Annotated in this window: 20 protein-coding genes; 6 read left to right on the top strand and 14 right to left on the bottom strand. The window is 35.2% G+C overall.

The window, feature by feature from the left end:
- Positions 1 to 100: 100 nt before the first annotated feature.
- The 4 genes from GTR01_RS04135 to GTR01_RS04120 form a co-directional block, all read right to left on the bottom strand.
- Positions 101 to 1,450 (bottom strand): alpha-amylase family glycosyl hydrolase, encoded by a 1,350-nt coding sequence (locus GTR01_RS04135; RefSeq protein WP_160136581.1) that lies wholly within the window; start codon positions 1,448 to 1,450, stop codon positions 101 to 103.
- Between the two features lie 441 nt (positions 1,451 to 1,891).
- Entirely contained in the window at positions 1,892 to 2,485 is a 594-nt protein-coding gene (locus GTR01_RS04130) for an IS1096 element passenger TnpR family protein (protein WP_160136580.1), read from the bottom strand.
- A 134-nt stretch (positions 2,486 to 2,619) separates the two neighbouring features.
- Positions 2,620 to 3,651, bottom strand: a complete 1,032-nt coding sequence (locus tag GTR01_RS04125) for a sensor histidine kinase (RefSeq protein WP_160136579.1) — start codon at positions 3,649 to 3,651, stop codon at positions 2,620 to 2,622.
- Between the two features lie 47 nt (positions 3,652 to 3,698).
- On the bottom strand, positions 3,699 to 4,373 hold the full coding sequence (locus GTR01_RS04120) for a response regulator (protein ID WP_160136578.1): 675 nt from the start codon (positions 4,371 to 4,373) through the stop codon (positions 3,699 to 3,701).
- Between the two features lie 325 nt (positions 4,374 to 4,698).
- Here GTR01_RS04120 and GTR01_RS04115 point away from each other — a divergent pair, with 325 nt between their 5' ends.
- Together GTR01_RS04115 and GTR01_RS04110 are read left to right on the top strand one after the other, a co-directional pair.
- Positions 4,699 to 7,488 (top strand): TonB-dependent receptor domain-containing protein, encoded by a 2,790-nt coding sequence (locus GTR01_RS04115; RefSeq protein ID WP_160136577.1) that lies wholly within the window; start codon positions 4,699 to 4,701, stop codon positions 7,486 to 7,488.
- Between the two features lie 45 nt (positions 7,489 to 7,533).
- A complete protein-coding gene (locus GTR01_RS04110; protein ID WP_160136576.1) occupies positions 7,534 to 8,940 on the top strand; it encodes a hypothetical protein in 1,407 nt (468 codons plus the stop codon).
- A gap of 347 nt (positions 8,941 to 9,287) precedes the next feature.
- Here the strand turns inward: GTR01_RS04110 and GTR01_RS04105 are convergent, their stop codons facing one another.
- The 5 genes from GTR01_RS04105 to GTR01_RS04090 all read right to left on the bottom strand — a co-directional run bounded on the left by GTR01_RS04105 (position 9,288) and on the right by GTR01_RS04090 (position 13,844).
- Positions 9,288 to 10,526 (bottom strand): amidohydrolase, encoded by a 1,239-nt coding sequence (locus tag GTR01_RS04105; RefSeq protein ID WP_160136575.1) that lies wholly within the window; start codon positions 10,524 to 10,526, stop codon positions 9,288 to 9,290.
- An 80-nt stretch (positions 10,527 to 10,606) separates the two neighbouring features.
- Positions 10,607 to 11,452: a helix-turn-helix domain-containing protein gene (locus tag GTR01_RS04100; RefSeq protein ID WP_160136574.1), complete on the bottom strand. Its 846-nt coding sequence runs from the start codon at positions 11,450 to 11,452 to the stop codon at positions 10,607 to 10,609.
- 369 nt (positions 11,453 to 11,821) lie between these two features.
- Positions 11,822 to 11,989: an ankyrin repeat domain-containing protein gene (locus GTR01_RS24565; protein WP_228452151.1), complete on the bottom strand. Its 168-nt coding sequence runs from the start codon at positions 11,987 to 11,989 to the stop codon at positions 11,822 to 11,824.
- Between the two features lie 14 nt (positions 11,990 to 12,003).
- Positions 12,004 to 12,492 (bottom strand): ankyrin repeat domain-containing protein, encoded by a 489-nt coding sequence (locus GTR01_RS04095; protein ID WP_228452150.1) that lies wholly within the window; start codon positions 12,490 to 12,492, stop codon positions 12,004 to 12,006.
- A 17-nt stretch (positions 12,493 to 12,509) separates the two neighbouring features.
- Positions 12,510 to 13,844: an amidohydrolase gene (locus GTR01_RS04090; protein ID WP_160136573.1), complete on the bottom strand. Its 1,335-nt coding sequence runs from the start codon at positions 13,842 to 13,844 to the stop codon at positions 12,510 to 12,512.
- A 258-nt stretch (positions 13,845 to 14,102) separates the two neighbouring features.
- Here GTR01_RS04090 and GTR01_RS04085 point away from each other — a divergent pair, with 258 nt between their 5' ends.
- A complete protein-coding gene (locus GTR01_RS04085; RefSeq protein WP_160136572.1) occupies positions 14,103 to 14,456 on the top strand; it encodes a hypothetical protein in 354 nt (117 codons plus the stop codon).
- Positions 14,457 to 14,512: 56 nt separating this feature from the next.
- Positions 14,513 to 14,866: a hypothetical protein gene (locus tag GTR01_RS04080; protein WP_160136571.1), complete on the top strand. Its 354-nt coding sequence runs from the start codon at positions 14,513 to 14,515 to the stop codon at positions 14,864 to 14,866.
- 60 nt (positions 14,867 to 14,926) lie between these two features.
- Here the strand turns inward: GTR01_RS04080 and hemL are convergent, their stop codons facing one another.
- The 5 genes from hemL to GTR01_RS04055 form a co-directional block, all read right to left on the bottom strand.
- Positions 14,927 to 16,216, bottom strand: a complete 1,290-nt coding sequence (gene hemL / locus GTR01_RS04075) for a glutamate-1-semialdehyde 2,1-aminomutase (protein ID WP_160136570.1) — start codon at positions 16,214 to 16,216, stop codon at positions 14,927 to 14,929.
- 17 nt (positions 16,217 to 16,233) lie between these two features.
- Entirely contained in the window at positions 16,234 to 17,217 is a 984-nt protein-coding gene (locus GTR01_RS04070) for a hypothetical protein (protein ID WP_160136569.1), read from the bottom strand.
- A gap of 15 nt (positions 17,218 to 17,232) precedes the next feature.
- Positions 17,233 to 18,291, bottom strand: a complete 1,059-nt coding sequence (locus GTR01_RS04065; RefSeq protein WP_160136568.1) for a glucosaminidase domain-containing protein — start codon at positions 18,289 to 18,291, stop codon at positions 17,233 to 17,235.
- Between the two features lie 15 nt (positions 18,292 to 18,306).
- Positions 18,307 to 19,215 (bottom strand): 1-aminocyclopropane-1-carboxylate deaminase/D-cysteine desulfhydrase, encoded by a 909-nt coding sequence (locus GTR01_RS04060; protein WP_160136567.1) that lies wholly within the window; start codon positions 19,213 to 19,215, stop codon positions 18,307 to 18,309.
- 507 nt (positions 19,216 to 19,722) lie between these two features.
- Complete coding sequence (locus GTR01_RS04055) at positions 19,723 to 20,049, bottom strand: hypothetical protein (protein ID WP_160136566.1); 327 nt, start codon at positions 20,047 to 20,049, stop codon at positions 19,723 to 19,725.
- 40 nt (positions 20,050 to 20,089) lie between these two features.
- Between GTR01_RS04055 and GTR01_RS04050 the strand changes: the two genes are divergently transcribed.
- Positions 20,090 to 20,272 (top strand): DUF5522 domain-containing protein, encoded by a 183-nt coding sequence (locus GTR01_RS04050; protein WP_034745671.1) that lies wholly within the window; start codon positions 20,090 to 20,092, stop codon positions 20,270 to 20,272.
- Between the two features lies 1 nt (position 20,273).
- Positions 20,274 to 20,801 (top strand): DUF4136 domain-containing protein, encoded by a 528-nt coding sequence (locus tag GTR01_RS04045; RefSeq protein WP_160136565.1) that lies wholly within the window; start codon positions 20,274 to 20,276, stop codon positions 20,799 to 20,801.
- Positions 20,802 to 21,039 lie beyond the last annotated feature (238 nt).

The raw sequence follows: 21,039 nt of genomic DNA, 5'->3' as shown, positions 1-21,039 counted from the left end.
AAAATCATAGATTCCCCTACAAAGGAGGGAAATCTAGTATCATTTAAGAAATAATGGTTGAATTTTATAGGTTCAGTCAGAACTTCAATAGGGTTAGCTTTTATTTTTCAAATACGGCGTAGTCTGAAACTTTGAAATTAAAATCTTTGCCTTCATCGAAGTTTCTTTTTGTCTTTTCAAATACATTTCTGAATATTCCTGATATATTTCCATCTTCAATGGTAAAGTTTACCGGTTCTTTTGACATATTTAAAACAACAAGCACTTCATCTTTTCCATTTTTTCTTACATAGGCTAAAATCTTGTCATTCGCAGTGGTATTCAATAAATAAGTAGTCACGTTCGGATCACCGCCTCTTAAAGCTGGATTGAAGGCTTTTAAATCCAATAATGTTTTATAGAAATCAGCTACCTGATACGTTTTTGTCCATTTGATCGGATCTTTTTCGAAAAACTCAAGTCTCTTCATATTAGGAAGCTCCTGTCCTGAGTATAATAACGGAACGCCATTCCATGTTGCTGAAAATACAGCCATTGGTTTTGCAATCACTGCGTACTTCTCATATTCTGTTCCATTCCATGAATTCTCATCGTGATTAGCGGTAAACCAAGCTCTCATTGAGCGATCTCCAATATTAGAATACTGCACCAACAGGTCTTTCAATTCCTGAAGTGGTTCATTTTTTTTGTAGTAATCGGCAGATTTATGCATCCATTTCCATGAATAGCTGGCATCAAAAACTTTCCCATACTCCGGACTTTCCAACTCATCAAATTCTCCTAGCCAGAAAAGCGGCTTTACTTTCTCTACTTCGGGACGTGCCTGTTCCCAGAAATCTACTTCCACCCATGAGGCCAGATCGCATCTGAAGCCATCGATATCCGTTTCCGTTACCCAGAACTTCATAGCATCAATCATTGCCTGACGCATCTCCTGATTTTTATAATCCAGCTCAATAATATCATCCATTCCGGAAGCTATATGGAATTTTCCATCTGCATCCTTCAGATAAAATTCAGGGTGGCTTTTTGTCCAAACATGATCCCAGCCTGTATGATTGGCTACCCAGTCTATAATGACTTTGAACCCCAGTCTGTGCGCTTCATTTACCATATCTTTAAAATCGGCCATTGTCCCGAATTCAGGATTGATAGAGGTATAATCAGCGGCAGCATAAGGACTTCCCAGGCTTCCTTTTTTATTTTGTTGGGCAATCGGTGTAATCGGCATAAACCAGAGTGTTCTTACTCCCATAGCTTTCAGGCGGGGCATTTCTTTTGCAAATGCTTTAAAAGTTCCTTCCTGAGTATATTGTCTGATATTTACTTCGTAGATATTTGTAGTATGTTTCCATTCTTTTGGCAGCTCTGTCATCTTCCTTGTATTTTTTTGAGTGGTACAGGAAACAATTCCCAGACCAATTACGGCTAATAAAATTAATTTTTTCATTAATCTAATTTTAACAAAAATAAGGATTGTTTTTCAGGGAAAGGGGGTAAAAGGAAAAATTACGAAAGCTCTTTCGAAATAATATCGGTTATAAAAACAATTAGATTAAATGGAGTTTTGTATTATCTGAAATCAGTTATAAAATCGAGAGGAAACACAAAGGTTAAAAATTAAGATAAAATCAACCTTTTAAAATATTTAAACCATTATTTTTTTTAAGAATAAGAACAGTTAAGGGAATAGTCGTATTATAAAGCTGATACCTAGATTTATCTTGGATAAATCACTGCCTTGCAATTTTCACTTTTCTTATGAATTTAGCTTTATTCATTTTTTCTCATTACCGATACAAAGAGAACCAAGATCAAATCAGATCATTTGAATTTTCAATAAAAAAGCCCCGGAAAAAATCCGGGGCTGTATTTTTTATGTATCTACATCTTATCTTTCGTCATCGTTATCATCTTCATCATCAAAGACATCGTCGTTGTAGTCATCTTCTTCTTCGTCATCGTAGTTATCGTCTTCATCAGAAAAGTTTCCGCTAGCTCCAAAATCTTCATCGAAACCAAACTCATCATCTACCAAAGGCATTGCTGATTTCTTTTTAGATCCTCCAGTTCCATTTTTACTAGGAGCTTTCAAAGGAACATTTCCGAATCTATATACTGTAATCGGATAGTTCAGTCCTTTCTTTTCATCAACAATTTCTATAAGCTCACAGAAGAATTCCCAAAGATCAAGAAGCCCATATTGGAATTGTGCTTTGTCTCCTTTGTTTTCAAAAGCTTCATCAATGTATACGTCTGACATAATCTCACCATCACCATCATCGCTCATATCTTCCAATGGGACACTTTTTACGATCGTTCCGTCTTCTTCTAACAGATTAAAAGTAGAAAGCTCATCTCCCTGCAGACTGAATGCACTTTTAATTCCTAAATGTAAGTTCCATAACGTTTGTTTTCCCTTAACTTCAATATCACGGAAAATATCCTCTTTCGCATCTAATATTACGCGGATTTTGTAAACCATATCAGTTTCTTAAATTACTTTTTTGCCTTTATAATTATGATAAATCTCTGGTGCAAATATATAATAAATGACATGTGACAAAAAAATATTTCAGGATTTTTTAAAATATTTTTTTTTCTTACATTTTGCCGGAATTATTTACTTTTTTCGAGCATAAAACTAAACTTGGTTCCTTCAAGGTAAACACTTTCTACGGTAATGTTTTCGTTATGAGCTTCAAGGATATGCTTTACGATGGCAAGTCCTAGTCCGGAACCGCCTTCTCTTCGGCTTCTGCTGGTTTCTACACGATAGAAACGCTCGAAGATTCTCGGAAGGATTTCTGATTTGATTCCCATTCCGTTATCAATCACTTCAATCAGTACTTTATTTTTTAAAACACTGGTTTTTACAATCACTTTTGCTTCTTGTCTATTGGCATAGTGAATGGCATTTGAAATAAGATTAATAAAGACCTGAGAAATCTTTTGTTTATCAGCTTCTACAAAAATTTGTGGATGTAAAGTCTGGATCTGTAATGTAGTATTGTGTTTTTCAGCTTCAAATTCAAGCAGGTCAAAAATCTCCTTGATCAAAAGATTGACATCAAACTTGGAAACGGTAAGATTGATCTCTCCTGCTTCAAGCCTGTTGATCATATCAAGGTCTGTAACAATGGCAATAAGCCTTTCTACTGATTTATCGATCCTTTCAAGATATTTATCCCGAATCGTTAGATTATCCACTCCACCATCTCTTAGCGTTTCTACATACCCTTGGATAGAAAATAACGGAGTTTTAAGCTCATGAGAAACGTTACCGATATATTCTTTACGGTAGCTTTCCATTTCCTTCATCATATCGATTTCGGTGGCTTGCTGCTGATTGAGATCTGAGAATCTTTCACCCAGTTCTTTGATCGTAATATTTTCATCGTTATTATGAACCATTTCCTGAGGCAGAATTCCGGAAAGTCCTTTCACCTGCTTTCTTCCGTAATAATTGAAAAGCAATTCCAACACTACACAGTTGATAATAAAGATAAGAATTACACAGATTAAAAGACCCGTTTTAAATAAAGGGGTCTCATAATAGATATCTTTTAGTGAATCGAAAATGACCACCAGAAAAAGCATTACCAACGTCAACAGACAGGAGGCAATGAGCGTAAGCCTGTAAAATTTCAATTTTACAAAGTTTTAATATTGAACGTAAAGATAAGGTATCTAATCGATTAAACGATAAGCTTATACCCTATCCCTTTTAAAGTCTGAATGGTATTGATCCCCAATTTTTCTCTAAGTCTTCTGATGTGAACATCAATAGTTCTTTCTCCTACGATCACATCATTTCCCCAAACTTTTTCAAGAATTTCTTCTCTCTTAAATACTTTCTCAGTATTGGAAGCTAAGAGATAAAGTAAATCAAATTCTTTTTTGGGAAGAAGAAACTGCTGCCCACTTTTGGAAACTCTGAAATTATCTTTATCAATGACAAGATCTCCAATTTCGATCAACTTGGCATTATCCGAAACCTGAGAGGTTAGTTGTAATAAGGCATTTACTTTAGAGGTAAGGATTTTTGGTTTGATTAGTTTCACTACATAATCGTTAGCTCCTGCCTGGAAACCTGCCAATTGAGAAAATTCTTCGCTTCTTGCGGAAAGGAAAACAATAAGTGTTTTTTGGAGTTCTTTCACTTTACGAAGTTCCTGACAAGTTTCAATACCATCTTTTTCAGGCATCATTACGTCTAATAGAATAAGATCCGGAATAATTTCCTTTGCTTTTTCTATTCCTTCATTACCATTGGTAGCTGTATAGATCTCATATCCTTCCTTTTCTAAGTTATAAGATAGAATCTCTAAAATGTCCAGTTCGTCGTCTATTAAAAGAATTTTTTTGCTCATCTTCTAGTTTAAGAATTCCCACAAAAGTAACTATTTTCATTGATTTCATCTATTCTCCCAATGTTAACTAATTATTAAAAAGCTAAACTCTTATTTGAAATTAAAAAATTAACAACAAAAAGAACAAATAAATACATTTAAATCAAATATACGAAAGATTATACAAAAAACAAATAAAATAATTTGATTAAAAAAACAAAGATCAATAACGGAAAAGTTCCGTTATTCATTCATATAAATTTCATAATTAATTAAAATTCTCCTAAAGTTTTCTTAAAAACTTAGCCTTTATTTTGCCCTTGAAAAAGAAGTAAAAGAAGTAATAATGAAAAAACAACTCCACAAGAGCATTGTGCTACTTGCCTTGTTTTCTGCTGGCTATGCTTTTGCACAAAGCCAGATTCTTGAAGGTAGGGTATTGGATGAGAAAGACAACACTCCTATAGAGGGGGTAAAAGTAAAGGTAAATGACCAGGAAGTAGTCACTGACCTTGCAGGGTACTACTCTATCAACCTTTCTCCCGGTACCAATTATATAATAACGGTAAGTTCCAATGGATACAACAAAAAGGAAATCAGTGAAGTTATTGTAAAAAACGATGGTAACACTCACCTTGATATTGTGCTGGAAAAGCCAACTGCCAAAGAAAAAGAAATTGAGGGAGTTGTAATCAAATCAAACGCAAGAAAAGAAACCATAGCCTCTACCATCGGATTGCAAAAAAATGCAGGGGTAGTTTCTCAGGTTATTGGTGTTGAAGCTATTAAAAGAAGTCCGGACAGAAACACAGGTGAAGTTCTGAAAAGAGTTTCGGGTGTGAGTTTATTCGATGGAAAATATATCGTTGTAAGAGGATTATCTGATCGTTACAACCAGGCGATGCTAAATGGTATTCAGTTATCCAGTACAGAGCCAGACAGAAAGACTTTCTCTTTTGACCTTTTCCCTGCTAACGTTATCGAAACACTTGTTATCAACAAAACCTTTATTCCTGAGTATACTGGTGAATGGGGAGGTGGTTTGATCCAGGTGAATACTAAAGATATTCCTAATAAGGATTTCTTCAATGTACAAGTAGGTGTGGGTGGTAATAACATTACCATGAACCACGAGTTCTTTATACAGAAAGGAGGAAAATGGGATTTCTTAGGAATTGATGACGGCTATAGAAAACTGCCTACCAATATGCCTGCAAAGAATGCTTTCAGTATTTTGAATGAGGGTCAAAAAACAGATATTGGAAAAGGGTTTACTAAAAATTTAGGTTTCAATACATTGGGTTACCCTGAAAACGTAAGCTTACAGGTAGATGGTGGTTTTAATACGAAGGTTTTCGGAAAAGATTTAGGGGTTATTGCAGTTTTAAATTACAGTAACAACAAAAGAAGAACTGTAACGAACAACCGTTTCTTCACGATTAACGATGAAACTGCCAATACAAACTTCGATTATTACACTGAAAAATATACCAACGATGTTATTCTAGGCGGGATGTTGAACCTTGCTCTAAAGTTTAACAGCAACAATAAAATTTCCTTAAAGAACATCATCACCAATAATACGGTGAACCACATGTCTTTCAGATCAGGAAAAGATTTTGAATTTGACCCAATCAACGGAACCAATATCCTGGCAAGAGAAATAGGATTTAAACAAACCATATTCTATAACTCAACGCTTACCGGAACACACAAAATAGATGCTCTTGGTGGGCTTACATTGAACTGGTATGGAAGCTTCGGGATCTTGGATCAATACATTCCTTTGCTACAGCGTTTACAATACAACCAGTACACGAATATGCCAGGAAGCCCTTACCTAGCTTTGATCTCTAATGGTCTTTCTCAAAAATCAGGAAGTGTTTTCTATTCTACATTGAGTGATTACCTGTATAACGCAGGGGGTGATGTTTCTAAAACATTTACTTTATTCGGAGAAAAGCAAACCATCAAAGGAGGGTATTTATTCCAGGTAAAAGACAGAATCTACAATTCAAGACCATTCTCTGTAAGGCTTGAAAAATACAATCAGGGATTACTTTCTCAGCCTTTTGAGACGATCTTTAATCCTGATAACTTTGGAACTGACGGTAGATTTACTTTTGATGAAATTGCAGGAAATCAATACAGATATATTGCCAATACGATCCTTAACGCAGGGTATTTACAGTTTGACAACAACTTTACACCTTGGCTAAGAGCTGTTTGGGGATTAAGAGTTGAAAACTTTGACCAATTAGTGGGGAGCACAAAAAGAAGTGATGACCGTTTTGTAAACACTCGTGTTACAGACTTCTTACCAGCGCTTAACTTAACTTTCAAAGTAAATCCTAAAATGAATATTCGTCTTGCCGGTTCACAAACTGTAGTAAGACCTGAGTTCAGAGAGGTTTCTCCTTTGGCTTATTATGATTTTGATTTGGGAGCTACAGTAATTGGTAGCAAAGATATTGAAAGAACTAAAATTACAAGTGCCGACCTTCGTTGGGAATTCTATCCAAGAAATGGTGAGATCCTTTCCGTAGCTGCTTTCTACAAAAACTTTAAAAAGCCTATTGAATTATACTTCAACCAGTCTGGGGTAGGAACAAGTAACACGTTCAACTACCTGAATGTAGACAAAGCTGATGCTTATGGAGTTGAATTGGAATTCAGAAAAAAACTGGATTTTGTAAGCACTCTTAAAGACTTCACATTAGGTGGTAACTTCGCTTATATTAAAAATAAAGTTACGGATGAGGCTACCAGAATCAACAGACCGATGCAGGGACAGTCTCCATACACGATCAACCTAAGCCTTCAGTATGATGCTGAGAAATCAGGATGGTCTTCTACTGTACTATTCAACATGATCGGAAGAAGAATCCTTTATGTAGGAAATGATCAGGTTCCACCAATCTGGGAAGCTCCAAGACCACTTTTAGACTTCCAGGTTGCTAAAAAAATATGGAATAAAAAAGGAGAAATCAAGCTAAACGTTTCCGATATTCTGAATCGTCGCGCTAAATTCTATCACGATCTGAATAACAACAAGAAGTACGACAATTCTGACGCTCTTGCTATAGATCGATTAACAGGTACCAACTTCAGTTTAACATTAGGGTACAGCTTTTAATAATTCACTCAAATAATCTAATAAAAATAATTTAATTCTTACAATATGAAAAAGTTCGTTTTATATTCTTTAATGCTTGGTGCTTTAGTGTCAACTACTGCATGTAGAAATATAGAAGAAGATGGCCCTACCATTATTAAAGACGGTGGTAACGGAAATGGAGGAGATACTGAAAACCTAATTCTTTCAGGAAAGATCACATCAGATATGACTCTTAAAGCTAATAAAATTTATAAATTAAGAGGACTAGTATATGTAACTAAGGGAGCGACTTTAACGATCGAACCAGGTACAAAAATTGTAGGTGAAGCAGACAAAAATGGAGCTTTGATCATTACAAGAGGAAGTAAGATCATGGCAAAAGGTACAGCTACCAATCCAATTATCTTCACTTCAGAAAAACCAAACCCTAAAAGAGGTGACTGGGCAGGTCTTGTTATCTTAGGAAATGCTCCTACCAATGCTACATTTAAAGGACAAAATGGTGTTGGAGAAATGGAAGGAGGTATCAATGATGCTGATGGTCTTGGACTTTATGGAGGAAATAATCCTGCTGACAACAGTGGTGTATTACAATATGTAAGAGTAGAATATGCAGGATATGCATTCTTACCAGATAAAGAAATTAACGGGATCACATTCGGTGGTGTAGGTAACGGAACTCTAGTAGACTATGTAGAAGTTGCGTATGCTAATGATGACAGCTTTGAGTGGTTCGGAGGAACGGTAAACTGTTCTCACCTTATTGCTTACAAAGGTCTTGATGATGATTTCGATACAGACAACGGATATTCAGGAAATGTACAGTTTGGTATTGCTGTAAGAGATTCTCAGGTAGCTGACGTTTCAGGATCTAATGCATTTGAATCTGATAATGATGCGAATGGTTCTTCAACTGCTCCTCAGACTTCTGCTACATTCTCTAACATGACTGTAATTGGGCCAATCAACTCTGCTGCTCCTGGTCAAATCAATGCTTTATTCCAAAATGCATTACAAATCAGAAGAAACTCATCTATTTCAGTATTCAACTCTGTATTCACAGGATATCCTGTAGGATTATTTATTGATGCTACTAAAGGAACTGCAACAGATCTTAATATTACAGGAAATAGATTATTCTTTGAAAACAATGTTTTAGCAGGGAATACAACTCCTTTGAAATTTGGACCTTCTACACCTACAACGTATTCAATTGAGCTTCTTACAACTTGGTTCAATAATGGTGGAAACTCAATCTTAGGTGCTACAACTGATGTAAAACTTACTAATGCATGGGCTCCTGCCGGAACAACTCCAAACTTTGCTCCTGCTTCAGGTTCACCACTATTGAATGGTGCTAAATTTACCAATACTAAGGTAAGTAACTGGTTCCAGAAAGTAGCTTACAAAGGTGCGGTAGCAGACATCAATGATACTTGGTATGCTGGATGGACAAACTTCAATCTATAAGATAATATAGTAGTTAGATTTTATTCATAAAAAGCCTTCGGAAGTTTTTTCCGAAGGCTTTTTTTTACGTCATCTGCTAAAATAACAGGTTTCAGGAAAATTCAATATTAAGAGGAGTTAACATTCAAGATAGATTTGGGCTAAAGCCTAATGGAATTTGATGACTTATTTGTTAGGGCGGGCTAAAGCCCACCCCTACTGATATTGATATCCGGATGCATAATAGCTATAACTAATAGTTGTTTGAAGAAAAGGCTTTACTTTCATCAATAAAAAACAACCATCGGAAAACCTCCGATGGCTGATTCACAAAAAACAAGTGTATAAAAAATATATATACGTAAATTTTAACTTCTCCAGAATAAATTCCCGTCATGCATCAGGGCTTGTATATTAGATATCCTGGAAACGGCTTCTGCAGAACATGAGGCATCTGCCAAGACAACGGCTGCTTCATCCCCGGCTTTAGGCCATTGCTGCTTTCCTTTATCATCCAAAGGAACGATACTTTGAGTAGCAAACTGTAGTGTTCTTGACAATGCAAATTCCGTTGCGTAGCCATAAAGTTCTGCAATCAGATTGGCTTTCTGCAACATACTTCCGGATCCGAAAGTACTCCAAAAATCCTGTACATTATCATTCCCGATCAAAACGTTTACGCCGTGTTTTTTCATCGTCGGGATAGGCATAATGGTCTTTTTAAAAGGCACAGAGGAAGCTATTCCTACTTTTCCTGCAGCCAGTTTTTCTGAAATTTCTTCCGCTTCTTTGGGTGAAAGATGAGCCAGAGCAAACGCATGACTTACAAAAGTCTTTCCTTGAAGTGCAGGATTTTCAATTGCTTTATCAATCAGGTAATTGATGGTTTTCATTCCAGATTCTCCTACTTCATGCAGGTGAATATCAATTCCTTTATTATGATCCAATGCCAGCTGAACCGTAAAATCCATTACTTTTTCTATGCTTCCGTCAATACTTAACGGGTCTACTCCACCAATAAAAGCTACACTTTTTAATGCCGCAACTTCTTTCATTAAAGGGGCTGTTTCTGTATAATATACTCCATGTTGAGGGAAAGCAACCAATTCTGCTTTAAAGGAATCTTTTTTATTTTGGAGTGCCTGTTCTAAATTTTCTAAAGATTTTAATCCTGAAGTAGGATCAATATTGAAATGGGTTCTTGCAAAATGAGTCCCGTAATGCTGCTGAAGGCTGATTAGCTGTTCTGCTCTCTCTACTGAAGTTTTTAGCAATTCAGGAATAATTTCCTGTTCGTAGGCAATCATATCCTTTACTGTTTTTCTTTTAGAAGAAAGTGCCTGCCAAGGAAGGCCATACCATGTTTTGTCCAGATGAATATGCATATCCCTGAAAGCAGGAAGCATCAGATATCCTTTGGCATCAATTGCTTTGGAGGCAGGATCATTAGCCTTTACTGATTTAATTTTTCCGTCTTCAATTTCGATACTGAAAAGATCTGTTTTTGTTCCGATCACCTCTTCATTTTCGTATTCAAAGCCTGTTTCCAGACGTACATTTTTAAGGGAATAGTTTCCTTTTGCAGTTAATTGATAGGGAAATTGCATGATTTAATATTTTAACCCTACAAAATTACATCAGCTTCAAAGGAAAACCGGTGTATCAATTATGTCTTATTTTGTATAAATTATTCTTTGAATTGAGAAGGGGTCATTCCTGTTTGCATTTTAAAGAATTTCGAAAAACTGGCATGATCATAAAAACCTAAGTCGTACACAATATCTTTTACAGACATTTCCGAAACTTTTAAAAGGCGTTTCGCTTCCAGTAGAATACGATCCTGAATAAGAGAGGATGCAGATGTATTGAGATTCTTTTTACAGACAATATTCAGATAATTTGCTGAGATATTTAGCTTATCTGCATAAAAAGAGACTGATCTTTCTGTTTTGAAATGCTTATCGATCAGATGTAGAAATTTAGAAATAATCGGATTAGAATGATATACTTCAAAATCTTTGAAAGTTCCTTCCACGGTCTTACTCACCAATAAACCAATCAGCTCACTTCTCTTCTGAATAAGTTCCCAGAATACTTTTTCACCAGCCAATTCTTGCTGAATTGCCTGAAATTCATACAAAAATGTTTTAAAAACGTCCTGAGAAAGATTGATGACCGGATGATTCTGATAATAGGAAGCGGAGAACCTTAATGATGGTAAAAAACTTTCAAACCAATCTCTGCTGATCATCAATTGATAGCCTACTGTTTCTTTTTCAATGACCCACTGATGTACCTGATCCGGAAAAACAAGATGAATCTGATGATCTTTCACCTGATATTCTGTAAAATCTATGGTATGTGAACCCACGCCATGCTCAAAAAGATTGATGATAAAAAAGTCATGCTTATGAGGATCATCAATGGAACGTGCCCCATAGAGTTCATTGAACAGCAAATTACAGCCTTTAAGCTGGTTCTCGCTAAACTCCTGAATTCCCAAGATGGGAAAATGATCCGTATGATAACTCACCTATCTGAATTTCTTCTAAAATTAATAAAATTTATGAGAGAAAACATTAAAATAGCCACAAAAGAAATAAATGTATCCTTTGTGGCTAAACACACCAACTAAATTATATATCTGAATTTTATTAATTATACGTCTTGGAAATCCTAAAATAATCTGGAATAGGGCGAAGAATCATATTCCTTTTCAGTAAAATAATCCATTTGCAGCTAATCTATGTGTCTATGTAGTAAAAATTATTTTTCACCCATAAGCACATAGGAATAATGCTAAAAGGCAAATATTTGCATCGCAACGACGCGAAGATTTAGCGAATTATGCTGTTTTTAAGGCGCAATGATTTTATCTCCGATAAAATGTAATAACGTTGTTTTATGATTTTAAAATCATGGCAATTTCTTCAAAGCCTAATGATTCTGCATGTTGTAAAGGTGTTTTACCTGCATGATCTGGAATCGTAAGATCTGCTCCGTTATCCTTCAATATCTGTACAATTTCCTGATACTTCTGACTCCCGTTTCCAAGAATTACCGCTTCCATAAGGGCTGTCCATCCTATTTGTTCACATGATTGATTGGAAAACCTTTTGTTTTCACCAAAACTTTCACTGTTTCTACATGTCCGCGTTCACAGGCAGGTATCAAAGCCGTTCCGTTATAACGATTGAACAAATCAAAACGGGCTCCATGTTCCAGGTACAGTCTCACCAATTCTGTTTGCCCACTGGCTCCTGCGTATAAAAATGGACTGTCAAGCTGATCATCCTGAAGATTAACATCGGCTTTATAGGAAACCAAAAGTTTGGCCATTTCGATCTGTTTCTCTATTGTTGCTATTAACAATAAAGAACGTCCTCTTTTGTCCCGAGTATTTACATCCGTTCCATTTTCTAGAGCGGATTTTACGGCAGCAATATTATTTTTCTTTACCTGATTGATGATATCTTTTTCCTGCATAATCTCTTCATTTGGAAAATCATCAGTTTTCTCCTGACAGGCACTCAAACTTCCGAATGCTAAAAGAAATACCAATACTTTCTTCATTTTAAATTAAGATTTATTTAAAAAACAATATTTCCCTGGTGTACCAATGATTCCACATTTGAAATTCTTGATACCGCTTCAGCAGAACAGCTTGCATTCAATAAGACAAAGTCTGCTTTATCGCCTGCTTTAGGCCATTGCTGATTTCCTTTATAATCTAATGGAAGAATATTTCCAGTTGCCAGTTTTAAGCTTCTCGATAATAAAAATTCTGTTGAATATCCGTATAGCTGTGCCATTAAATTAGCTTTCTGAAGTACGCTTCCCGTTCCGAAAGTATTCCAATGGTCTACAATACTGTCATTTCCTGTCAATACCGTTACATTATGTTTGTATAATGTAGGAATTGGCATAATCAATCTTCCAAACGGAATGGTTGAAACAATTCCTATTTGTGCTTCCGACAGTTTTTCAGCAATATCTTCCTGTTTTGCTTCATCCAGTTTTGCCAGTATAAAACAATGGCTGAGATAGGTTTTCCCTTTCAGCGCTGGATTTTCATTCACTTTATCAATAAGGTATTCTACGGTTTTCAATCCGGAATCTCCTGTTTCATGCAGGTGAATATCAATTCCTTTTTTGTTATCTAAAGCCAGCTGAACCGTGAAGTCTATTACTTTTTCAATATTTCCATCTATATTGAACGGGTCTACTCCACCAATAAAGTCGATATCCATTTTTGCAGCTTCCTTCAAGTAAGGTACTGAATCTGTATAGAATACTCCGTGTTGTGGAAAAGCGACTAGTTCTGCTCCAAAACTTTTCTTTTTATGATCTAAAGCTTTCTGTAGATTTTTTAATGACTGAAGTTTCGAAGTAGGTTCAATATTTACATGACTTCTTGCATAGGATGTTCCTTTTGATTGTAGTAATTCAATCAATTTTTCAGCTTTGAATGTTGAATTTTCCAACATGTCTGGAAGCATTTTCTGCTCCAGCTCGATCATTCCTTTTACTCCCCCCGTTCTTTTTCTTACAGCCTGCCACTTATCTCCATAGAATGTCTTATCCAAATGAATGTGCATATCTTTGAAAGCAGGAAGCATCAATAGCCCTTTTGCATCTATAGCTTTTGCATTGGGTTGGTTTGGAGCAATCTTGGAAATCTTTCCGTTTTCAACTTCCACATAAAAAAGGGCTGTTTTTGTCGCAGAAACTTCTCCTTCATCATAGTCAAAACCGGTTTCTAAACGAACATTTTTAAGGCTCAGTTTTCCTTTTGCTGGAATATTTTTCTCATCGAAAAAAGGAGATGCTGTCATTATATTAGGTATTAAAGTTAGCCCTGCCACTGCCAATGCTGAATTTCTGATAAAATCTTTGCGGGACATATTATTGTCTGAAGTCTTCATTTCCAATCTATTTATGACAAAATTAAAAAGAAGGGCCCTGAACAAAGTGTATGGTTTATTACAAAATCTGTATCATTTATACTTTTTTACCATTGTAATAAAAACTTCTACAATAATACATTATTAATTATTTTATCACCAAAATAACCATTTATATAGAGATGATCAAATTATAAATCAACAGCTTAATAAATTTAACGCAATAAAAAATAACCATTATTTTTTTCTGTATAATTTATATTTGTAAGAAAAAAATATATGAAGAAATTGATAAGTTTGATTTTAGTAAGTACAGCATCCATTGCATTTGCGCAAGTAGGTATCAATACTGAAAATCCTAAAGCAACCCTGGATATTACCACAAAAAAAAGTACTCTGGTAATAGAAGGTTTATTGCCACCAAGATTAACCCGTGCAGAACTTACAGAGAAAGGGAATACTTTATATGGAGCAGAACAAGATGGTGCTATCATCTATATTACTAATATTGTTGGAGGAGACAAACAAAGCCAGAGAGAATATATTGAAGGTAAAGGACTTTATATCTTTGATGCAGAAGCAGCCAACAATGAGGGACGATGGATGTGCTTATACTGTTACGCTCCACTTTAATCAACTTACAAATACAAAAAAGAGACTGAATTTTAATTCTACCTTAAAAAAAATATATGAAAAAAATTATTATTTGTTTTACTGTAGCTGTATCATCGGTTGTATTTGCCCAAACGGGAATTAATACTGAAACACCAAAAGCAACCCTGGACGTTACTGCTAAAAAAGATATTCTGACTATTGACGGGCTCCTTCCTCCAAGATTAACACGTGCAGAACTTACAGAAAAAGGAAATACTTTATATGGAATGGAGCAAGATGGTGCCATCATCTATGTTACTGATATTTCCGGAGGAGACAAACAAAGCCAAAGAGAATATATAGACAGCAAGGGACTTTATATCTTTGATGCAGAAGCAGCAAACAATGAAGGGCGATGGATGTGCTTATTTTGCTACGGTTTGGCATAATCCACCGAATACAATACAGAGAAAAAAAGAGACTGCCTTCCGGGACAGTCTCTGTTATTTTTAGTGATTAGAATATTCAAATTTTCTAACGGCTTCCAGCGTCATATCAATTTCTTTATCTTTGATTGCATCACTGATGAAGTAGGTTTCATAACCACTTGGTGGCAGATACACTCCATTTTGAAGCATTTGATGGAAGAAATTATTGAACAATGAATGGTTAGCATCCTGTGCCTCATCAAAGTTTGACACTCTGTTGGTATGGAAAAATACAGACATCATAGACCCTTTTCTGTTGATCTTATGGGCAATTCCTTTTTCATTTAAAATCTTTCCGATTTCAAGATCTAAAGTTTGGGTTGTTTTGCTTAGTCTGTTGAAAAATTCAGGATCGTTTTTAATCAACTGAAGTGTTTTTAATCCCGCTCTCATGGCTAATGGGTTTCCACTTAATGTTCCAGCCTGATATACACCTCCTTTTGGAGCCAGGTGATCCATAATTTCATTTCTTCCGGCAAAAGCTCCCACTGGAAGTCCACCTCCGATTACTTTCCCATAAGTTACCAAATCAGCTTTTACATCAAAAAGTTCCTGCGCTCCACCGAATGCTAATCTGAACCCTGTCATTACCTCATCAAAAATCAATAAAGCTCCGTTTTCATCACAGATCTTTCTTAGGTTCTGTAAGAAATTATTTTCAGGCAGCACACATCCCATATTTCCTGCAACGGGTTCAATAATGATGGCTGCAATTTCGCCTTGATTATGACGGAATAAATCTTCAACCTGCTCAATATCATTATAACGAGCTAGTAAAGTATCTTTTGCTGTACCTTCCGTTACTCCCGGAGAATTTGGATTTCCAAAGGTAGCTGCACCACTTCCCGCTTTAATCAGGAAAGAATCTGAATGCCCATGATAACAACCTTCAAATTTTACTATTTTATCTCTTCCAGTATACCCTCTTGCTAATCTGATAGCACTCATACATGCTTCTGTTCCCGAAGAAACCATTCTGATTTGATCGATATTAGGAACATTTTCAATGATGAATTTTGCAATTTCAGTTTCAAGTTCTGTAGGTGCACCGAAAGAAAACCCTTTCTCAGCCTGGATTTTTAACTCTTCCAATACTTCCGGATGCGTATGTCCCAGAATAGCCGGCCCCCATGAATTGATGTAATCGATATACGTATTATCATCGGCATCAGTAAGGTAAGCACCCTTTGCTGATTTCATGAAAACAGGAACTCCTCCCACTGATTTGAATGCTCTCACCGGAGAGTTTACTCCTCCCGGAATGTATTTGTAGGCTTCATCAAATAAAGCCGAACTTCTTTGATACTTCATTTTCTATTTTTTATTGTTTAACCCTCAAAGTAAAGGGTACCATCTTCTCCTGCATAATTTTTCTTCCCATTGATCATGATATAATACAACTGAAAAGGATTACCATTTTTCAAAAGTTGAACATCCGGTTCAAATTTTCCGTCTAATACCTTATTATTGGGCAGAATTGTTCTAAAAATTAAATTATTCTGATGATTAGGATCTGGTTCTGAAAGATACACCAACTGATAGTCATTTATCAAAGTAATTTCATGATATTTATTAGGATATACCTCACGGGAATATGCATCTACAAGCCCCATTAAATTCGAAGTATTCATGGTATAAATATAAGGAACCCCTTTATAGTACTGCCAACCTATATGTGCCAGCTCCGGTGTATTTAAATATATTTTCTTAAGCTGAGGAATGTAAATCCCAATATAGGTATTGCCATCAGCAGAACTTATTTCTATAAAATCTCTTTTAAAAGTCAGGTCATATTGATCATTATCATAAGCATATAACATTTCAATATCTTCATCACTAAGGTCATCCCAACTCAGAACCTTTTCCCCTTTACCTTTCCAGTGGTTTGCTTCTGCATCATATCCGCCCCATCCTCTATCATTAATTGGAGGTCTCTCAATCAGGATTTGTTTTTCAAGACGTATTCTTGTTGCCATGGAATAATAATAGTAATCCCATCCATCAAAAACCAAGAATTTACCGTCATCCACTGTTATTGGTTTATTGGAAATAAATGGCATTACCATGATGGAATTGGAATCAATGATTCCAAATTTACCGTTTTGTTCGGCATGAAAACCTTTTGCAGAATCATCATACCAGCTTATGCTGTTGTATTGTGGTTGTACTGTTATAAATTTCCTAGTATCACACAGTCCCCATAGTTGGCCTTTTCTGTAAGGAATATAATCTTGTTCCTGAGAAAATAGTGTACATGACATCAACATCAAAAATATCCAGAGATACTTAGAAGTGATATTTACTATTTTCATGGGAGTAAAAGGGGATTAATTTCTTGGTTTCTTATCAATCAAATAAATCAGCTGTCCTGCAGATGGCTGTTGTCCTTCATCCATTCTGTTTTTAGCATATAACTTATGGAGTTTGATTCCGAATTTCTGGGCAATGTCATGCATATCTTCTCCTGACATTGCTTTATAAGTAGCTGTATTTCCTGAGGAATTTTTAGATTCAAGGAAGACGATGTCGTTTTTCTTCAATGTTTCATTTTCTAATTCATTCCACTTCATTAGGCGGCTTTCGCTGACTTTGAATTTATTGGCAATGAATTTAATATCTGTATCTTCTGGAATGACAATATATTTCAGTCCGTCATTTGGATGACTTTTGATCAGAATGGAATTAAGAATTTCAGCTTTTGTTTTAATTCTTTCCACTCTTTTCTGCTGCTGTGCATAAGAAGTTTGCTTGTAAGGAACCTCTACTGTAACTGGTTCTTTTACTTTTTTTACAGCTTTACCAGGTTCCAGCTGTGCCATAAAGGTTCTGTCATCCTTCAGATCCGGATACATTTTAAGAACAGCATACAACACTTCATTAGAATTGGTATTGTCGTACTCGTATAATTTATACTTTTCAATCTTTGTAATAAGAATAGAAGCATAACGAGGATTGGTTGCATAGCCTGATTTTTTCAAACCGTAAGCCCACGCTCTATAATCTTTCATGTCCAGATTGAACAGATTTGCGTAATATTTTCTGGTAGATAAGAAGATAGAATGATCTTCATAAGACTGTCTAGGATCATCGTATACACGGAAACATTCGTTGGGAGCATCGTCCGTATGTTTCATCGTTTTACCAGTCCAGTCTTCTTTACATTTTATTCCGAAGTGGTTTTTTCCTTCCTGTGCCAATCTGCTTTGCCCGCCTCCTGTTTCAAGAAGCCCCTGAGCAAGGGTAATAGAAGCCGGAATTTTATATTTTTCCATTTCCTCTACTGCATATTTAGCAAATTTTTGGATGTACTGATCTTCGGTTGCCCAACTTTGGGCAGAAAATTTTGATAAAACTAAAAGGCTTATGGATAGGAAAAGTCTTTTCATGTTTTTCAATTTTACTTATATAATTAAATTTCTATTCTGTTTTTCCAAAAGCAGATTAGCTCCCTCAATCCCCTGTAATCCACCAGTATGAAAGCACAATATTCTGCTGTTCTCAGGAAAGTAGCCTTCTTCAATCAGTTCAAAAACTTTCTGCATCATCTTTCCTGTATAAATCGGTTCCAGAGGTATCTCGTATTTCTCTTTGAAATCATTGATAAAACGGATATTCTCATCACTTATTTTACCATAACCTCCAAAACATGAATCTATTAGATTAAAATTCTGTTTCAAAGTTAATTCAAATATTTTATTTTCAAGTGAAGCATCATCAACGACCTTAAATCCTATAACTTTCTGATTATCTTCACAGAATTTTGAAATTCCGGCAATGGTTCCTCCAGTTCCAACTGCGGTGCAAAGATAGTCAAAATCTTTTGTTTGCTCATTGAGCATCATTTTCACTCCTTCTACAGCCTCTTCATTCGTTCCTCCTTCCGGAACTACCAAGGCTTCAGGAAACTCCTGCTGCAGGAATTCTGTCAGTTTTTCTTTGTGACGATATTCTTCACGGGTGACAAATTTCAGGTTCATCCCATTTCTTTTAGCAAACAATAAAGTAGGATTATCGCGCCATTTATGCTGCAACTCTTCTCCTCTTATAATTCCTAATGTGGGAATGTCCGCAAGATTTCCTACGGCAGAAACGGCTGCAATATGATTAGAAAAAGCACCTCCAAACGTAATGATATAAGGTTTTTCCGGATTATTATCCAGATAATGATTGATATTATAAAACAGTTTCCAGTATTTATTACCTGAAATCTGAGGATGAATAAGATCTTCTCTTTTAATGAAAAGTTTTATGTTTTTATGAATCTGGATTTCCTGGATAGGAATAGGTTCTGTAGGGAATTGTAATAGCATTTTAGTGTTTGGAAATACTCATGGTTTATGAGTGCAAAAATAGGAAAAGATTAATAATTTTTTTTGGAGGTTGTTTAACCACAGATGACACAGATTTTCACAGATGATTGCATTCATAATGTTGCTTAATGTGATTGGTGTGATTTGTGAAATTATAGGTGATATGTGAGTTTAAATTGGAGGTTTTGGCTAAAGCCGAATGAATTTTTATTTTATTTATTAGACGGGCTAAAGCCCGCCCCTATTGATATTGATATCCTCATGCATATGTACACAGATAAAAGTTGTTTAACGACAAGATCTTTTATCTTTTATCTTTTATCTTTTATCTTTTATCTTTTATCTTTTATCTTTTATCTTTTATCTTTTATCTTTTATCTTTTATCTTTTATCTTTTATCTTTTATCTTTTATCTTTTATCTTTTATCTTTTATCTTTTATCTTTTATCTTTTATCTTTTATCTTTTATCTTTTATCTTTTATCTTTTATCTTTTATCTTTTATCTTCTACAAATACCTTCTAAAGTTCCAGAATTTTCTCTTACGCAAATAGTTCAGATTACTTTCATTGGCGTAGGCTTCTCTTTCAAATGAGATTCTCATATAGGCTTTATAGCCGTCTTTCAGTTTGAAAAACCAGTAGTAATATTCAATAACATAGAAAATGTAGAAAAAGATGACCAGCATCTCCAGCTGTTGTCGTAGGTGGATTTTTTCATGATTAATAAGTGTATTATTTTCCTTATCTTCGGGTTTCCTAATGAAGATAAAGGGAAAAAGAGCAATGCCGTTAATTTTTAATTTTTTTAATGGCTTTTGGCATACAATTATCATACTAACAAATATAAAAAGTTTTTTGACTTGCATTTAACTTATGGCCCATTATGACATCAAAGAAGGTGAAGACTTTTATTATAATGAACAAGGATACAAAGTTTTTACAGAAAAGTTCCATCTAAAAAGAGGGCATTGCTGTAAAAGCGGCTGCAGACACTGTCCTTATGGGTACGATAAAAAGACTGATACATTCATTAAAAATGATAAAAAAAATAAATAAAATGAAAAAATATATTTTTATTTTGTTGGCATCTGCTACATTAGGTTTAACTTCTTGTAGCCCGTTTCAGGTACGTTCAGACTACGCTGACACCGCCAATTTCAATTCTTACAAAACTTACAAAATAAGAATTGATGATCTAAAATTGAATGATATTGATAAAGACAGAGTTCTGAACGAACTTTCAAGACAACTTCAAAGTAAAGGACTTCAGTCCGGAGAGAATCCTGATCTTATTGTCAACGTAAAAGCAAACCATAAAAAAATTACGGATGTAAATACTTCTTCTCCTTACGGAATGTGGGGATGGGGCGGCCCTTTCGGATGGGGAGTTGGAATGAGCAGAACCTATACAAGCAATTATAATGAAGGTGCCCTTATCGTTGACCTTATTGATTCAAAAAGCAATAAGTTGGTATGGCAAGGTATCGGAAGTGGGATTTCTGTAGATTCTCCAAGATCTAAACAAAGACAGATTCCTGAAATCATGGCCGAGATTATGAAAAATTATCCGCCACAAAGAAAATAAGATTTTTAGCTATTATTATATATGCCGGTACTTTTGTGCCGGCTTTTTTGTTTTTATAAGGAGATCAGGGGTACAGATTTCGAAATATGATCTCTGAAATTCGGAGTATAGATTGTAAGTTCACAATCAACGAATATAAAATAATTTTATCCGCTGTACTTATTATTATTCATCGGTGATCGTCCATCAATTATCGTTTATCACATTTTCGTGAAAGCTAAATGCTGTACATTCAAAA

It is taken from the genome of Chryseobacterium sp. c4a (assembly GCF_009900745.1).
Taxonomy (GTDB): Bacteria; Bacteroidota; Bacteroidia; order Flavobacteriales; family Weeksellaceae; genus Chryseobacterium.
The sequence above is the reverse complement of the archived record's forward strand: the minus strand, read 5'-3'. Positions and strand labels throughout refer to the sequence as shown.

What these genes read in the sequence shown, in the direction of transcription:
- GTR01_RS24565 (WP_228452151.1), bottom strand. Translation starts at nt 11,989, where the DNA reads ATGGAAGCGGTAATTCTTGGAAACGGGAGTCAGAAGTATCAGGAAATT.
- GTR01_RS04095 (WP_228452150.1), bottom strand. Translation starts at nt 12,492, where the DNA reads ATGAAGAAAGTATTGGTATTTCTTTTAGCATTCGGAAGTTTGAGTGCC.
- GTR01_RS04050 (WP_034745671.1), top strand. Translation starts at nt 20,090, where the DNA reads ATGGCCCATTATGACATCAAAGAAGGTGAAGACTTTTATTATAATGAA.
- GTR01_RS04065 (WP_160136568.1), bottom strand. Translation starts at nt 18,291, where the DNA reads ATGAAAAGACTTTTCCTATCCATAAGCCTTTTAGTTTTATCAAAATTT.
- GTR01_RS04105 (WP_160136575.1), bottom strand. Translation starts at nt 10,526, where the DNA reads ATGCAATTTCCCTATCAATTAACTGCAAAAGGAAACTATTCCCTTAAA.
- GTR01_RS04115 (WP_160136577.1), top strand. Translation starts at nt 4,699, where the DNA reads ATGAAAAAACAACTCCACAAGAGCATTGTGCTACTTGCCTTGTTTTCT.
- GTR01_RS04120 (WP_160136578.1), bottom strand. Translation starts at nt 4,373, where the DNA reads ATGAGCAAAAAAATTCTTTTAATAGACGACGAACTGGACATTTTAGAG.
- GTR01_RS04110 (WP_160136576.1), top strand. Translation starts at nt 7,534, where the DNA reads ATGAAAAAGTTCGTTTTATATTCTTTAATGCTTGGTGCTTTAGTGTCA.
- GTR01_RS04060 (WP_160136567.1), bottom strand. Translation starts at nt 19,215, where the DNA reads ATGCTATTACAATTCCCTACAGAACCTATTCCTATCCAGGAAATCCAG.
- GTR01_RS04130 (WP_160136580.1), bottom strand. Translation starts at nt 2,485, where the DNA reads ATGGTTTACAAAATCCGCGTAATATTAGATGCGAAAGAGGATATTTTC.
- GTR01_RS04090 (WP_160136573.1), bottom strand. Translation starts at nt 13,844, where the DNA reads ATGAAGACTTCAGACAATAATATGTCCCGCAAAGATTTTATCAGAAAT.
- GTR01_RS04085 (WP_160136572.1), top strand. Translation starts at nt 14,103, where the DNA reads ATGAAGAAATTGATAAGTTTGATTTTAGTAAGTACAGCATCCATTGCA.
- GTR01_RS04135 (WP_160136581.1), bottom strand. Translation starts at nt 1,450, where the DNA reads ATGAAAAAATTAATTTTATTAGCCGTAATTGGTCTGGGAATTGTTTCC.
- GTR01_RS04070 (WP_160136569.1), bottom strand. Translation starts at nt 17,217, where the DNA reads ATGAAAATAGTAAATATCACTTCTAAGTATCTCTGGATATTTTTGATG.
- GTR01_RS04055 (WP_160136566.1), bottom strand. Translation starts at nt 20,049, where the DNA reads ATGATAATTGTATGCCAAAAGCCATTAAAAAAATTAAAAATTAACGGC.
- GTR01_RS04080 (WP_160136571.1), top strand. Translation starts at nt 14,513, where the DNA reads ATGAAAAAAATTATTATTTGTTTTACTGTAGCTGTATCATCGGTTGTA.
- GTR01_RS04045 (WP_160136565.1), top strand. Translation starts at nt 20,274, where the DNA reads ATGAAAAAATATATTTTTATTTTGTTGGCATCTGCTACATTAGGTTTA.
- hemL (WP_160136570.1), bottom strand. Translation starts at nt 16,216, where the DNA reads ATGAAGTATCAAAGAAGTTCGGCTTTATTTGATGAAGCCTACAAATAC.